Source organism: Tamlana carrageenivorans (genome assembly GCF_002893765.1).
Lineage (GTDB): Bacteria > Bacteroidota > Bacteroidia > Flavobacteriales > Flavobacteriaceae > Pseudotamlana > Pseudotamlana carrageenivorans.
This window is the reverse complement of the sequence record NZ_CP025938.1, coordinates 1,751,317-1,766,344: the sequence shown is the minus strand read 5'-3', so window position 1 is coordinate 1,766,344 and position 15,028 is coordinate 1,751,317. Positions and strand designations below refer to the sequence as shown.

At 35.3% G+C, this 15,028-nt stretch carries 12 protein-coding genes and 1 pseudogene; 8 read left to right on the top strand and 5 right to left on the bottom strand.

Annotation, left to right across the window (positions count from 1 at the left end; translation table 11 throughout):
* Positions 1 to 159: 159 nt before the first annotated feature.
* A complete protein-coding gene (locus C1A40_RS07895) occupies positions 160 to 1,500 on the top strand; it encodes a deoxyguanosinetriphosphate triphosphohydrolase (RefSeq protein ID WP_102995438.1) in 1,341 nt (446 codons plus the stop codon).
* Positions 1,501 to 1,585: 85 nt separating this feature from the next.
* Positions 1,586 to 2,443 (top strand): cupin-like domain-containing protein, encoded by an 858-nt coding sequence (locus C1A40_RS07890; protein WP_102995437.1) that lies wholly within the window; start codon positions 1,586 to 1,588, stop codon positions 2,441 to 2,443.
* 23 nt (positions 2,444 to 2,466) lie between these two features.
* Here C1A40_RS07890 and C1A40_RS07885 read toward each other — a convergent pair whose 3' ends face one another.
* Complete coding sequence (locus C1A40_RS07885; RefSeq protein ID WP_102995436.1) at positions 2,467 to 2,940, bottom strand: regulatory protein RecX; 474 nt, start codon at positions 2,938 to 2,940, stop codon at positions 2,467 to 2,469.
* A 94-nt stretch (positions 2,941 to 3,034) separates the two neighbouring features.
* Between C1A40_RS07885 and C1A40_RS07880 the strand changes: the two genes are divergently transcribed.
* The 3 genes from C1A40_RS07880 to C1A40_RS07870 all read left to right on the top strand — a co-directional run bounded on the left by C1A40_RS07880 (position 3,035) and on the right by C1A40_RS07870 (position 7,659).
* Complete coding sequence (locus C1A40_RS07880; RefSeq protein ID WP_102995435.1) at positions 3,035 to 5,476, top strand: hypothetical protein; 2,442 nt, start codon at positions 3,035 to 3,037, stop codon at positions 5,474 to 5,476.
* A 407-nt stretch (positions 5,477 to 5,883) separates the two neighbouring features.
* A complete protein-coding gene (locus C1A40_RS07875; RefSeq protein WP_158651317.1) occupies positions 5,884 to 6,858 on the top strand; it encodes a hypothetical protein in 975 nt (324 codons plus the stop codon).
* A 78-nt stretch (positions 6,859 to 6,936) separates the two neighbouring features.
* Positions 6,937 to 7,659 carry a hypothetical protein gene (locus tag C1A40_RS07870; RefSeq protein ID WP_102995433.1) on the top strand — a complete coding sequence of 241 codons (723 nt, stop codon included), beginning with the start codon at positions 6,937 to 6,939 and terminating at the stop codon, positions 7,657 to 7,659.
* Between the two features lie 28 nt (positions 7,660 to 7,687).
* Here C1A40_RS07870 and recO read toward each other — a convergent pair whose 3' ends face one another.
* The 3 genes and pseudogenes from recO to gdhA all read right to left on the bottom strand — a co-directional run bounded on the left by recO (position 7,688) and on the right by gdhA (position 12,257).
* Positions 7,688 to 8,407 (bottom strand): DNA repair protein RecO, encoded by a 720-nt coding sequence (gene recO, locus C1A40_RS07865; protein WP_102995432.1) that lies wholly within the window; start codon positions 8,405 to 8,407, stop codon positions 7,688 to 7,690.
* A pseudogene (gene porZ, locus C1A40_RS18830) lies at positions 8,407 to 10,715 on the bottom strand (type IX secretion system anionic LPS delivery protein PorZ). The gene recO and the pseudogene porZ overlap by 1 nt, the downstream one beginning before the upstream one ends.
* Before the next feature lie 198 nt (positions 10,716 to 10,913).
* Complete coding sequence (gene gdhA, locus C1A40_RS07855; protein ID WP_102995431.1) at positions 10,914 to 12,257, bottom strand: NADP-specific glutamate dehydrogenase; 1,344 nt, start codon at positions 12,255 to 12,257, stop codon at positions 10,914 to 10,916.
* 195 nt (positions 12,258 to 12,452) lie between these two features.
* Between gdhA and C1A40_RS07850 the strand changes: the two genes are divergently transcribed.
* Positions 12,453 to 13,256 carry a THC0290_0291 family protein gene (locus tag C1A40_RS07850; protein WP_102995430.1) on the top strand — a complete coding sequence of 268 codons (804 nt, stop codon included), beginning with the start codon at positions 12,453 to 12,455 and terminating at the stop codon, positions 13,254 to 13,256.
* Between the two features lie 93 nt (positions 13,257 to 13,349).
* Positions 13,350 to 14,090 carry a DUF3298 and DUF4163 domain-containing protein gene (locus C1A40_RS07845; protein ID WP_102995429.1) on the top strand — a complete coding sequence of 247 codons (741 nt, stop codon included), beginning with the start codon at positions 13,350 to 13,352 and terminating at the stop codon, positions 14,088 to 14,090.
* On the opposite strand, the gene C1A40_RS07840 is transcribed toward C1A40_RS07845, so the two are convergent.
* Complete coding sequence (locus tag C1A40_RS07840; RefSeq protein ID WP_102995428.1) at positions 14,079 to 14,543, bottom strand: DinB family protein; 465 nt, start codon at positions 14,541 to 14,543, stop codon at positions 14,079 to 14,081. The two genes, C1A40_RS07845 and C1A40_RS07840, sit on opposite strands and share 12 nt — an antisense overlap.
* A gap of 57 nt (positions 14,544 to 14,600) precedes the next feature.
* On the opposite strand from C1A40_RS07840, the gene C1A40_RS07835 reads away from it, so the two are divergent.
* On the top strand, positions 14,601 to 14,951 hold the full coding sequence (locus tag C1A40_RS07835; protein WP_102995427.1) for an arsenate reductase family protein: 351 nt from the start codon (positions 14,601 to 14,603) through the stop codon (positions 14,949 to 14,951).
* The last annotated feature ends 77 nt before the right edge of the window (positions 14,952 to 15,028 follow it).

Sequence of the window (15,028 nt, the reverse complement as noted above, 5' to 3'; positions counted from 1 at the left end):
TACAGAACTGGAAGTTATGTGTTACCAAAAGATTAATCGTTTGTGATTATTATGTTACGGCAATGTTAAGCCGTCTTGTGATTATAATTTTGAAGTGCCTACCAAAGCCCATTTTTTTAATGAAAATAAGTATCTTGCCAGCACTTTTAATAGACAGCAATGAACTGGGAACAACTACTATCCTTAAAGCGCTTTGGCGACACCAATAAAAGAATACGTAAAGAACAAGATGAAAACCGTATTGGTTTTGAAGTGGATTACGATCGTATTATATTCTCATCAGAATTTAGAAGTCTGCAAGACAAAACACAGGTTATCCCGCTTTCTAACACCGATTTTGTTCATACACGACTTACTCATAGTTTGGAGGTTAGTGTGGTTGGACGCTCTTTAGGCCGTAGTGTAGGCCATAAACTCCTAGAAAAGCATCCGCATTTAAAAAACATTCATGGTTACCATGCTAATGATTTTGGCGCCATTGTTGCCGCGGCCGCCTTAGCACACGACATTGGCAATCCGCCATTCGGGCATTCGGGTGAAAAAGCCATTGGTGAGTTTTTTATTAACGGTTCTGGAAAAGTTTACAAAGACCAACTCACCCCTAAAGAATATCAAGATTTATGCGATTTTGAAGGCAATGCCAACGGATTTAAAATTCTAACCGAAACCAGAGCAGGGCGACCAGGAGGCATCCGTTTAAGTTATGCCACACTTGGTGCCTTTACAAAATACCCTAAAGAATCGCTACCAAAGAAGCCCACCCCACACATTGCCGATAAAAAGTATGGTGTTTTTCAATCGGAAAAAGAAAACTTTGAAGATGTCGCCCAGGAACTCGGCCTAATAAAACGCAGTCATGATAACATGAGCTACGCCAGGCACCCGCTTACCTATTTAGTTGAAGCCGCCGATGATATTTGCTATACCATTATCGATTTTGAAGACGGCATCAACTTAGGCTTAATTCAAGAAGAATACGCTTTAGAGTATTTATCAAAAATCATTCGAAAGAACATCATACCCGAAAATTATTACGCTCTAGAAACTCAAAAAGACCGTATTGGGTATTTACGTGCCTTAGCCATAGGATCGCTAATTAATGAAGCTGTTGATATTTTTATGGCCAACGAAGAAGCCATTTTAGAAGGCACTTTTAACTGTGCTTTATTAGACAAAAGTGCTTATGACGCCCAAATTAAAGATGTTATAAAAATAAGTGTCGAGAATGTGTATCAATCTACCGAAGTTATCGATAAGGAAATCATAGGGTATGGTGTTATAAACACCCTTTTAGAAACTTACACCACGGCAGTTAACAATAGTTTTAACAATACCACATCTAACTACGACAAGCTCATCTTAAAAAGCTTACCAGACACCATTAAAACGGATACCGAAAATTTATACACACGCTTGTTAAGTGTTTGCCATTACATATCGCTATTGTCTGACAGTAAAGCCATTTTAGATTATAAAAAAATTAAGGGACTTGGGGTTTAAAAGACTAAAGAACAGATAAATGTAAAATTATGTAGTATTTTTATTTAGTTTTTATTAACTTTAAATTCACTAAATCTATTCCAGTTTGTCTTTAAACTTACAAGATATTCCACGTGTAAAAACCATTACTAAGTCAGATTTTTTACAGCACTATTTTAAGCCACAAAAACCTGTGGTGATAGAACGGTTTATTGAGGATTGGCCCGCATATACAAAATGGAATTTAGATTATATTAAAAGCCTTGGAGGAGATATAACAGTACCACTTTACGATGACCGCCCCGTAGATTACAAAGATGGTTTTAACGAACCTCATGCTACAATGAAGCTTAATGATTATATCGATTTACTAAAACAACACCCTACCAAATACCGCATTTTTTTATGGAATGCCCTTAAGGAAATCCCAAGTTTACAAAAGGATTTTACCTTTCCAGATTTTGGATTACGCCTTATGAAAAGCATCCCGATGTTATTTTTTGGCGGCCAAAATTCATACACCTTTATGCATTACGACATCGATTTAGCCAATATTTTTCATTTTCATTTTGAAGGCAAAAAACAAATCATACTGTTCGATCAAGAGCAAAATCCATTTTTATATAAAATACCGCATTCTTTAATTACCAGAGAAGATATCGATTTGAACAATCCCGATTTTAAAAAATGGCCGTTACTTAAAAAAGCTAAAGGTTACAAAACCGAGCTTAATCATGGCGAAATATTGTATATACCAGAAGGTTTTTGGCATTATATGCATTACATAACGCCCGGTTTTTCTATGAGTTTAAGGGCTATTGCAAGAAATCCAAAAAACTTTACAAAGGCTCTGTACAACATTTTAATAATGCGTAATTACGACAATTTAATGCGTAAAATAAAGGGACAAAAATGGATTGATTGGAAAAATAAACAAGCCATAATTAGAGCCGGAAAAGGGTAATAACCGCTTATGCATTTAAACCCTTATGGAATCAATTCGTATGCTTTCTCATAAACCAAATGTGATTCCCAACCCCGATACAAAAAATAATCAATAAATTTCTTACGTTTTTTGTAAGTATTTACTTCTTTTATTACATTCGCACGGTTTTCTGCTAATTCGGAAAACAAAGTCAGATAATCATGATCGTCAATTTCAGCTAAAGCTTGATTAATATTAAATTTTGATATGTCTCTTTGTTTTAATTCCGCTGTTAAACGACGACGCCCCCAATGTTTGATATTGAATTTACCACGAACGAAGGCTTTTGCAAAGCGTTCTTCATTTAAAAAATTATGATCTAAAAGATGCACAATAATCACATCAATAGCCTCGGGAATCATGAACATGGCTTCCAGTTTTTTGCGAACTTCCTTATGACAACGCTCTTGATACGCACAAAAATGCTCAAGTTTTTTAGTGGCCTCCTGAACCGTATGTGTTTTTTTTGATTCCATAAGGCATCAAATGTAACAAGGATAAACAAACAATTGAAAAAAAATTATTAAAACCCGTTTTAGTTTCTCTCACAAAGACACAAAAAAACACCCCTTGAAAACACCAACCTTACTGCAACTCTGCCTATTTATAACCACTTTAGGCTTTTCACAAACTAATTTAACCGAAGGCGATATCGCTATAACAGGTTTTAATTCTGAAGACCCCGATCAATTTTCATTTGTTATATTAACCGATATTACCAATGGTACCAGCATAAATTTTACCGATAAAGGCTGGGTTTCTGCTGGAGGATTTCCTTTAAATAGCGATGGCAAACCTAAAACCGAAGGCATAGTTATATGGACCGCAACCAGCGATTTGCCTTGTGGCACAGAAATTATTGTTTCTGAAACAGCAACCGACTCTGGAATTTATACAGCTACAGTAGGCGAGGCTAAAGAAGAACCTAGTGATTTAGGTTTTGCTCTAGCTTCTAATAACAGCGACCAAATAATTGCCTTTCAAGGTACAAATGTGGCACCTACCATGTTATTCGCCATACATTTTGGAAGCGATACTGGGTGGACCGATGCTAAAGACAGCAGCAACACTAACGACCCGAACAACAGCGAGGTTCCTGCCGGACTAACCGATGGCGTGAATGCCGTTTACCTAGGTAATTTAAATAATGCTTACTACAACTGCAGTGCTAATCAAGATCAAACTTTAATCTTAGAATCTGTTGTAAATCCATTAAACTGGGTAGGTAAAAAAACCGTTCCCCAAACTTTAGGAGGTTGTACTTATACTTGCTCTTCAGCACGAAGTTGTATCGGGGCGACCACCACTTGGGATGGTTTTACCTGGGATAATGGCCTTCCTAAATTAACTAATAAGGCTATCATTTCAGGAAATTACAGCACAAGTGTAGCGTCGTTTAAATGCTGTAATTTAACCGTAAACTCGGGAATCACTTTAACTGTTGAAAACAACACCTATATAGAAGTTGAAAACGATGTTATAATAAACGGTAATTTAACTGTTGAAAATCGGGGGAATTTTGTTCAAAATGATCAACTAGGAATTTTCATTGTCAACCCACCTGGAACAGCCATTCTCAATAAGGAAAGCGCTGTTAAGTCAAAATGGTACCATTACACCTACTGGAGTTCGCCGGTAGAAGAAACCTCTATTGACCAGGTTTTTGCCAATGTAGATGACGACCGAAGGTTTTACTTTGAAGCCTATAATTTTATTGATAACAATGGTGATGATACTGATGACAACGGCGACGACTGGCAACTTGCAAAAGGCAGCGACATCATGCTTCCTGGTACTGGGTATGCCTGCACATCTAGTCGCAGTAACACATTTCCAGCCACCGATAAAATCAGTTTCAAAGGATCGTTCAACACAGGTGATGTGACTACAGCCATAGCCGTAAATCCTCAAAATTCAGGTTATGCCTGGAACTTAATTGGCAACCCTTACCCTTCTGCTATCGATTTTGTAGCCTTTCAGCAAGCCAATGCTACCGTTATTGATGGTGCTGCCTATTTTTGGTCGCAGGCTACAGAGCACCATGAGTCACACGTTGGCAATCAGCAATCCAATTTTCATCAAAACGATTATGCCACGTATACCATCGGTTCGGGTGGCGCAGCAGGAGCAAGCAAAAAAACGCCAGGCAAATACATATCAACGGGACAAAGTTTTTTTGTACCAGGTCTAAAAAACGGCACCGTAAAATTTACCAATGCCATGCGTATGGCAGATAACACAAGTAACTCCCACTTTTTTAAAACCGGAAACCACTCCAAAGCTCCCGAGGTTACTGCTAATAAATTATGGCTAAACCTCACATCAGACACAGGAATTTTTAGTCAGATTTTAGTAGCCTATGCCGATGGGGCAACCAACAAAAATGATGGCCTTGCCTATGATGCAAAAAGACTGATAAATGAGAATTACACGGCCATTTTATATTCTACAATAGCCCAAGACATGAATAAGTACGTCGTTCAAGGTAAACATGTAAAAAGTATAAATGAAGATGAAATTATAAAATTAGGCTTTAGCACTAACCTTGAAGCTTCTATGAATTATGAACTTACCATCGATCATGTTGAAGGCGATTTCCTTACTTCCCATACCGTATACCTCGTAGATCATTTACTTAATATTTCCCACAAATTAAAAGAACCTAACAGTTTAAACGGCGCTGCATACACTTTCACATCAGAAATTGGCGAATTTAACAACCGTTTCGAAGTCGTTTTTAAAAATCACTCCCTAACCGTAAATAAAAACACTGCCAATCACAATTTTGTTAAAATTACAGCATTAGAAAACAACCACATTCAATTTAATATTTCTAAAAAACTCAAAATTAAAACCATAACTATTTACGATATTTACGGCCGAACACTCTACCAACTGCAAGGAAAACACAATATCGAAACCTACCATTTACCTCAAATAAGCCCTGTTTTTATTGCCAAAGTAGCACTTTCAAACCATACAACAATTACCAAAAAAGTGATAAAAAACTAAATAGACCATCTACCTTTCTGGTATTAAAATTCATTTATTACATTTTTCAAGTAAAAAGTAAGATTTTAAGCCTCCATCTTCACATACCTGTGTTGGGCAACTTTTCCTGCAGCAACCCCTCAATGTCGTAGCTTGCTCGTAAATTACCGAAAACCAAGATTCCTTTTCGATTAACGGGGTATTAAAACCGTTAAACGCACAAACCCATACTTTGTTGATTATCACATTTATGGCCTATTAAAAGGCACCTCAAATACTCTGCAATATAAATAACCTACAAACAACCAGTTATTTACATGATTAACAATACAAGTGATTGTTTTTGTATCATATTTTAAGTAATAAACCTTTTCTTTTTTTAGAGATGCTTAAAACTCTAAAAAACAAAAGATCAATATACCTACCCTATGAAAACAATATTTAGCCCAATATTTATTCTATTTCTAGCCGTACATCATTGCTTTTCCCAAGAAAAACTGCACGGTATTAATTTTGATAATGGTTCAACCTATACAAACTTGCAATGGGACAGTGGCAACGGCACGCTACAACCCTTTACAGCACAAGGTGATAATTCCAGCGAACATATAGCCAATGTAACCAATAGAGGACCTAGTAGTTCACGAATGGATTATAATTGCAATGAGTCTCAATACGTTGTAGTTGCAAAAACAACAGATTTGTCTCCTTCAATTGGTGAAGGCAGTGCAAGTAATATTCCAAAATTAATAATGAATATAGGACCTCTCGCCATAGAACCAAGTGAATATTCAAGTTTCGAATTCAGAGTATCTCTAGCAATAAAAGATAATGGCGTTGGACGAGGGCACTATGATTGGTTTGATACCGGCAAAGATGAATGGAAAAATGATTATGTTCAATTTGATTATGAAGAAGACTCAAATACAGGTATTTGGAACCCACTTATTTGGGTGTATGGTAGAGATGTAGGCAAGCAAAATACGCGCGCCTCCATTGTGGAAAACTTCATCACTACACCTATACAAGGAGCTGGTAAAAATTTTATATCTAAAGATTTTGAACAATATACAGCCACAATAACTATTGACCCAAGCACCACCTCAATTACTTTACGCACAGAATTTCATTTAAACGCTGGTAGTGAAGATATTGCTATAGACCAAATAGAAATATGGGGTACCCCTAATAGCCAAAATGTAATTACTACGGCTTGGGATGGCACGTCTTGGACTCCACATGCTCCCAAAAAAGACGACTTCGTACTTATAAATGCTGATTATAATACAGCTAATGCTAATTCCGGTAGCTTTGAAGCCAATGGATTAAAATTGGCTACTGGTGCTAAATTAACCATTAGCGATAATACCTATGTTAGTATTGTAAATGAAGTTGATGCTTGAGATAGTACAATCGAAATTGAACCTTATGGAAGCTTTATACAACAAAGCGAAAGCAGCTCCCTGTTATAAAGTACGCCGTTGAAAGTAAAAAACACAACAGCAACCTACAATAAAATTTGGCTCAATTTAACCAACAACTTTGGTGGTTTTAATCAAATTTTAATTGGTTACGTACCGGGTGCCACCAACAACGACGATGGTCTGGCATACGATATTAATAAGTATCCTAAAGGCTTAACCAGCATTTATTCTCTTATACCTTCGGAAGGTTCTAAAAAATACAGTGTACAAGGAAAAAAAATAAACCGTTTATCTAAAACTGAAGTCATCCCCTTAGGCTTTATATGCGCTGATGCCTCCTTAGACTACCAGATTGCCTTAGACCATTTTGAAGGTGATTTTTTAAACAGCAACTCCATTTATTTAAAAGATCATTTAGAAAATAAAATACACGACTTAAAATCTGGGGCATATACCTTTAATGCTACTCAAGGCGCATTTAACGACCGGTTTCAAGTAATTTTCGAAGACAGTAGGTTATCGGTAATCGATAATGAATTAGACTTAAACGCCTTACAAATAATAAGTTTAGAAAATAACCAGGTGCAGTTTAATACCGCAACAAACCAGACCATAAAAACCATTAAAATTTTTGATCTCGTTGGCATACAACTTTATCATCTAGAAGGTGATAGCAACTCTGAAATCTATGACCTCCCAAGATTAAGTGTCGTTTTTATTGCGAAAGTGGCACTTTCTAACGGAAACATAATCACTAAAAAAGGGATAAAAAATAATTAGCACTTTAAACATAAACCTCTTTATTGTTTTAACTAAAAACCTGATTAAAAACCTGTAATGATTTAGGAGGTCTAAAGCTTCCTAAATGCAGTTCAAAATAAAGCAGCATCATACTTAAAAATGACTGCCTTTGTTTCGCATTTATTTTAATACTGGGTAAAGTATCGAAGGAAGCATTCAATAGTTGTTTTAATAGTATGACATTTGATCCCGATATATTGTTCTTATAAACCGGTTTTAATTCAAATTTACCTTCATTTAAATTAAAATTCGGAAAATCTATATCGGTGGTATCGGGGTAAAACCCCAAGTATTTTGTTAGATTTAAAAGAAACAATAGGTGAAAATTAGCATATTCCGACTGGCCATCTAACCACATTAGGGTGTTTTCTAAATAACTATAAAGGACTTCATCTTGTTCTTCTTCATGCAAAGTATGGGATAAGACCTCGGATAGAAACAAAACAATAGCACTTTTTAAAACATGCGTATGTAAGCTGGTATAAATAGCCTTAAGTTTGGTATCTTTTATGGCTTGTAATGAACGCTTCTCTTTGTAATCTACTACAATTTGTATTTGAGATAGCGGCTGAAAATAAGCGGCTTTATTTTGAGTTTTTTTACTTTTTAAAACCCCTCTTAATAAAAAGCTAATCACGCCTTTTTGCTGTGTAAAACATTTTACGATTAGATCGTGATCTCTATACTTGAGCTTAGACAACACGATAGCAGGAGTAGTGAATAACATTAGCGTACAACCATGAGTTTAATAACTTTGGTTTCAAAGGTATCTAAATCGGCCAACATCACGAGGTATACGCCTGAAGCTACGTTATTATTCGCAAGGTTTTTTCCGTTCCAATATGCTGTTCCACCATCAATTTCTAAATTAGAACCACTGTAACGCTGATTGGTTTTCGATTGTGCTTCGGCAACCAAATTACCTTCAATATCGGTGATTTTAATATTCACATTTTCAGAAATATCTTTAATTTTTACCTTTTTTTCAAAAATATCAAATTCTGGTCGCACTGGATTTGGGTATGCAAAAGCCTTTTCTAAATTTTCAATGGGATTGGATCCTCCCGACAAAAAGGAGACCAAGCCTTTATCGGTGGCGATATAAACAATCCCTTTGTCACCATCAATAGACACATCTAACACCGTATTTGAGGGCAAAGGCGAATTGGTTTTTGTGAAATGAAAAATGGTATTTTGTCCATCTGGCGAAAAATAAAACAACCCAGCATCGGAAGTCGCAATCCATTTATTATTGGACCCATCAACTTCTATATCTGTAATGTTTTGTTCAAACAACAACTCTTTAGCAACACCATCTTCTTCTATAATAACTTCATCGACACTTACATTGTCACTAAAAAAATTAGACGTGTTATATAGCACCCGTAAACCTCTAGAGGTCCCAATCCACATTTGATTTCTTTGGTCTAAAGCTAAGGCCGTGGCAGCTACAGAAGGCATATTTTGTTCGGCAGTATACAAACTATTTATAAGCGGCCTATTTCCATTTTCTTGAAAACCAATCAAACCAAATCGATAACTAGCTACCCATTTAACACCATCGGGACCGATAACCAAATCGGCATAACCTAAGTTTCCTCCCGACAAACCATCGCCAATAATACTCGTAAAATCGTAAGATTCCCACTGGTTATTACTAGGATTAAAAGATTTAAGCGGACGATCTACCCGGCTCGTCAACGTCCATAGCAGGCCATCGCTATCAAATTCTGAAGGTCCTACTCTAATATCCACATAATTGGGATTATTTGATAAAATTAAAGATTCCAAACCACTATTGGATTCATTTAATAAAATAGTTGGCAAGTCATCCTCAACAACCAACAAACCACTAAAAAAGAACTGATAAAAGCCTGATTACTATTTGAAGGGTTAAGAGTAATCACATTTAAACATTTCGCTTCGAACACCTCGCTATAAGGGGTGTTAATCCATTTATCATACTTCAAATGACTAAAACCGCGATTGTTTAAAGGATAGGGATTGTAAAACAAAGTGTACTCGCCAAAGCTCACCCACACCCCATCGGTACTAGCTTCAACTGAAAAAGGAATGTTTAATAAAGGACCATCGGGATGCACTTCTTCAAAAAGTGTTGGATTATTAATAGGCGTTTTTAGAATACCAAAATTTTCGGTACCAATATAAATAAAATCAGCATCTAAAATTCCTGCTGAATACTTGGTAGTAAATTCTGGAACTGCGCCTATTTGAACCATTTCATTAAAATTAGAATCGTAAACAAACACCTGACTTTGAGTCGTTACAACAAGGTGATCTTCAACCGATTCCAGGTCTACCGGCACATGATTGTAAGCAGCAACTTCGCTCACAGAGGTGTTATTATTAACCTGATACAGCTTTCTATTGGTATTAACAGCGTATAAGTTATTGGCATGGGTTTCTGTAGCCAGCCAACTCCCAGTTGCTATAGTGCTCCAATTTTGATAATCGATCAAATTAGAGCTCGACATAACGGCGCTTTTTAAACCGTAATTATCTAAACAAGCTGCGTAAATATAATTGCCATATACTGTTGTTTCGGTGACCGGAATTTGCGAACCATTGGGACCTATAAAATAACTATCTCCAAATTCCAAACGGTCCATATCGAATACCGAAATTCCGTAATTTGTAGCCACATAAAGTATATTTTCAATCGCGTTAAAATGATTGATTCGCTTTTGTGTTGGTGGAATGGTTGCTTTATCTACAATATCAACAATGCTTAACACTTTAGAACCATCATCAAAAACGATTTCTATCAAGCCTGTTTGATAACCTACAATTAACAAATCGTAATCTTCACTATAGTATAACGATGAAATGATTTCACCAGACAAACCGTTTACCGTAGTAATCTCTTCTAACACACCTGTTGTTTGATCACTAACGAAAACAGCATTATCTGAAGCCGCAAAAATTTTATTTTGCCCACGCGTTACGGCAGTAATCTTGTTATATGAAAAATGCCCTTCCCAGGATTCTGAAAAATCTTGAGAAAATTGTAACAAGGGTAATAAAAAACAAATAATTAAAAGGCCTTTTTTCAATATGCTGAATTTTTGAATTTCAAATATATTTATAACTAACGAGTTTTACTTTAAAAAAATATACATATCCTCTATAATCTTAAATTTAGAGTTACAAGTCATTATAAAAACAAAAAAGCCCCCTAAAACAGGGAGCTTTTCAATACATTTGATTGTAACTTAAACAATACCTTGAGCTAACATGGCATCGGCAACCTTTACGAAGCCAGCAATGTTGGCCCCTCTAACATAATCAACATAACCATCTTCATCTGTACCGTACTCGATACAAGATTTATGAATATTGCCCATAATATCTTTTAATTTATTATCCACTTCATCACGAGTCCATTTAAAACGAAGCGAATTTTGTGTCATTTCCAAACCTGATGTAGCTACACCTCCTGCATTAGAAGCTTTGCCTGGGGCAAATAAAATTTTAGCTTTATGGAAGGCTTCTATCGCACCTTTAGTTGAAGGCATATTAGCACCTTCTACAACACAAATACAGCCATTTTCAAGTAATGTTTCTGCATCATTTTCATGAAGTTCATTTTGAGTCGCACATGGTAAAGCAATATCGCATTTTATTTCCCAAGGCGTTTTTCCTGCCACAAATTTGGCATCAGGATAAGTCTCTAGGTATGCTTTAATTCGAGCTCTTTTAACATTTTTAAGCTCCATTACATGTGCTAATTTTTCAGCATCAATACCATCGGCATCATAGATATACCCAGAAGAATCAGACAAAGTAAGCACTTTTCCTCCTAGCTGAATCACTTTTTCGGCAGCGTATTGAGCAACATTTCCTGATCCAGAAATAACACAAGACTTTCCTGAAATATCCCAACCTTTAGTTTCTAACATTTTTTGTGCAAAGTACACGGTACCATACCCAGTGGCTTCAGGTCTTATTAGAGATCCGCCCCAAGACAAACCTTTTCCTGTAAGTACCCCTGTAAAGCCATTACTAATTTTTTTATACATACCAAATAAGTACCCAACTTCTCTTGCTCCTACACCAATATCACCTGCAGGTACATCGGTGTTATGACCAATATGTCTAAACAACTCACTCATAAAAGCATGACAAAATCTCATAATTTCACTATCACTTTTACCTTTAGGATCAAAATCACTTCCTCCTTTTCCACCACCCATTGGAAGCGTTGTTAAACTATTTTTAAAAACCTGCTCGAAGGCTAAAAATTTTAAAATACTTAAATTAACAGATGGATGAAAACGCAATCCACCCTTATAAGGCCCTATAGCAGAGTTCATTTGTATACGATATCCTCTATTCACTTGAATTTCCCCATTATCATCTACCCAACACACTCTAAACATGATAACACGCTCTGGTTCGACCATGCGAAGCAAAATGTTTTTACCATAGTATATATCATTTTCAACAATATAAGGAATAACCGTTTCAGCTACTTCTTCTACAGCCTGAAGAAACTCTGGCTCATGGCCATTTCTTTCTTTTACTAAATCTAAAAAAGCATCAATCTTACTTTTCATAGCGCAATAAATAGTTTAAATTATTATATAATTAGTATTTTAAAACAAATATACATTATCTTCAAAAAAATATCACTTTTATTTTAAATTCTTCAACCGTTATTTTTTCGAAATTTAGAAAATTTATAATATTTGTTTTCAGTATGTGTTTTTATATATTTGTTATATAAATAACCTGACTAAAAACAAGCTTTTATGATAAAACCAAAAAATGTAACAATTGTTTTTTGTTTTTTTGCTTTGATACAATCCCTTTGTGCACAGTCAGGTTTTTCACATGAATTAGGACTTGTTGCAGGTTTCGTAGAGATGCGTTCAGACTTTGGAGAGAGTGAAAATTCTTCAAATAACTTCACAAATTCAGGATTTGGTATTGGACTTGTTCATTATATGAATTTCACCTTAAATGCAGACTGTAATTGCTATACAGCTGATAATTATTTTAATGACCACTTTAAACTGCGTAGCGAGATTTCTTACAACAGAACTCATCTAGAACACCATGGAAAATGGGTTGATCCTTCATTAACAAGTCCTGAAGCGGATCAACTTCGTACACATACTGGTTTAGCTAAAAATTATAATATTGGAACACAACTCGAGTACTACCCTTTAAGCATTAGAGATTTTCAAGCTTATGCTTATAGATTCACTCCATTTGTAAATCTAGGAATTCAGTACACCTATCATACTCCTGAAGTAAAAACAACTTACAACAACCCCGACCCTAATGCTATTGGGGATGTTACCGACCCAAGCAACTTCTACTCCGGATGGGCTCCAGGATCTGTAGATGCTTCACCTGGAAGCAGCTGGGCTGTCGTTAGTAATGTTGGTGTTAGATATAAACTGTCTCGAGTTTCAGATTTAATGCTAGACTTTAGATGGCAATTTTTTATGGATGACAAGGTTGATGGTTTAGATCACAACTTACCGTCTAACAAGAATAACGATAGTTTAATTTGGCTAAGTTTAGGGTATATATTTTACCTCAACTAGATAATATTCTTGAATTACACCCCTCCTCTCATTTTCTTCTCTACGCATTCTCAAAAACTCAAACATTGAGGTATAATAAGTAAATTGACATTTATGAAAAAATCCCTTACACAAACGATATCTAATTTCAAACACCTATTCATTTACTTAGCAATACTGTTATACTTATCTTGTGATAAAGAATTTAATATTAGCTTTTCTGAAGTACACATCTCACCAAAAAACAACAGCATCGTTGAAATAAACATCCCAAGAGCTTCTGGCAAAGCGTCTGCAGCTTATCTCATTAATCAAAGCATACAGCAAAACGTAATTTCCTCTATTCAAATAGGAACTATAGATAACCAAAACACTCAAACAAAATCTATTAACGAAAGTGTAACAAATTTTGTAAACGAATATGAAGCTTTAAAAAGAGATTTTCCTGAAAGTCCCCAAATTTGGGAGGCTCAAATTGATGGCGAGGTACTATATCAATCGAAAACGATTATCAGTATAGCCATTACCTCCTATACCAATACAGGTGGCGCCCATGGAAATTTAAAAATTACCTTCCTAAATTTTAATGCTGAAAACGGCCAATTAATAGCCAACAAAACACTTTTTAGCGATATAGACGCGGTAAAAAAAATTGCTGAACCCTATTACAAAAAAACAATTGAGGACAAAAGCATACTATTAAATCAAGACCAATTTATCCTACCTTCAAATATGGCTTATACAGAAGACGGTCTTGTTTTTTTATACAACACATTTGAAATCGCTGCCTATTCTGAAGGCATTATCGAATTTAAAGTACCTTACAACGAAATTGAGTCTTATTTACTTTTTTAAAGCTTTCATTAAAGCCAATATATAACCATAATGAATACCTTCATGTATCACGGCGAATTGCAAGGCATCCTCTATTCGGCTGAGCGTATTCCCAGTTGTTGATACTGTATACTCGGTATAGGTTTTAAAAACACCTTGGCTATAATCTTTCTGCGTCTTTTCTATACTAGAATTCAATATGTCTTTTATCTCATGAAGCTCATCCAGACTTATAGCGCCTTCAGGCTTAGTACCTTTTCTATACCTATTGATAAGATGTGTTGGTATGGTAGCTTCTAATCCCGAAAGTTTGTAACATAACAATTGCTGTGTCACTATACTATGAGCGATATTCCAAATAATATTATTGTTAAACCCTTCAGGGATTTTATTTACTTCGTTCAAGGAACATGTTTCTATAATACCTTTAAATATATTCCTAGTATTCATTAAAACTTCAAATGTAAAATCCATTTTAATTTATTTTTCTATAAATATACTTTTAATTTGTTTTACCAAAAATCTTAATTTATGAAAAAAGTATATTATCTAAAGACTTGTAGTACCTGTTCACGCATATTAAAAGAGCTAAACTTATCTTCTGAATTCGTTCTGCAAGACATAAAAACCGAACCCTTAACTGTTGATCAATTAGACCAAATGAAAACGCTTTCTGGAAGTTACGAAGCTTTATTTAGTAAAAGAGCAAAGCTTTACAAAGAAATGGATTTAAAAAACCAAAATCTAACAGAACGCGACTTGAAATACTACCTTTTAGAACATTATACTTTTTTAAGCCGTCCTGTAATTATTATTGATGATTCTATTTTTATTGGAAATTCAAAGAAAACAATAGCAGAAATAAAGTCCTTACCACTTTAAAAACAACCGTTTGTCTGGTTTTTATTTAAAATTAACAAAAAATGGCTATTTCGGAGTGACCATGCCACGTATTTCGG

Excerpts from the sequence above, each read along its gene's own strand:
- C1A40_RS07895 (WP_102995438.1), top strand. The coding sequence starts at position 160 with ATGAACTGGGAACAACTACTATCCTTAAAGCGCTTTGGCGACACCAAT.
- C1A40_RS07885 (WP_102995436.1), bottom strand. The coding sequence starts at position 2,940 with ATGGAATCAAAAAAAACACATACGGTTCAGGAGGCCACTAAAAAACTT.
- C1A40_RS07875 (WP_158651317.1), top strand. The coding sequence starts at position 5,884 with ATGAAAACAATATTTAGCCCAATATTTATTCTATTTCTAGCCGTACAT.
- recO (WP_102995432.1), bottom strand. The coding sequence starts at position 8,407 with ATGTTATTCACTACTCCTGCTATCGTGTTGTCTAAGCTCAAGTATAGA.
- gdhA (WP_102995431.1), bottom strand. The coding sequence starts at position 12,257 with ATGAAAAGTAAGATTGATGCTTTTTTAGATTTAGTAAAAGAAAGAAAT.
- C1A40_RS07850 (WP_102995430.1), top strand. The coding sequence starts at position 12,453 with ATGATAAAACCAAAAAATGTAACAATTGTTTTTTGTTTTTTTGCTTTG.
- C1A40_RS07845 (WP_102995429.1), top strand. The coding sequence starts at position 13,350 with ATGAAAAAATCCCTTACACAAACGATATCTAATTTCAAACACCTATTC.
- C1A40_RS07840 (WP_102995428.1), bottom strand. The coding sequence starts at position 14,543 with ATGGATTTTACATTTGAAGTTTTAATGAATACTAGGAATATATTTAAA.
- C1A40_RS07835 (WP_102995427.1), top strand. The coding sequence starts at position 14,601 with ATGAAAAAAGTATATTATCTAAAGACTTGTAGTACCTGTTCACGCATA.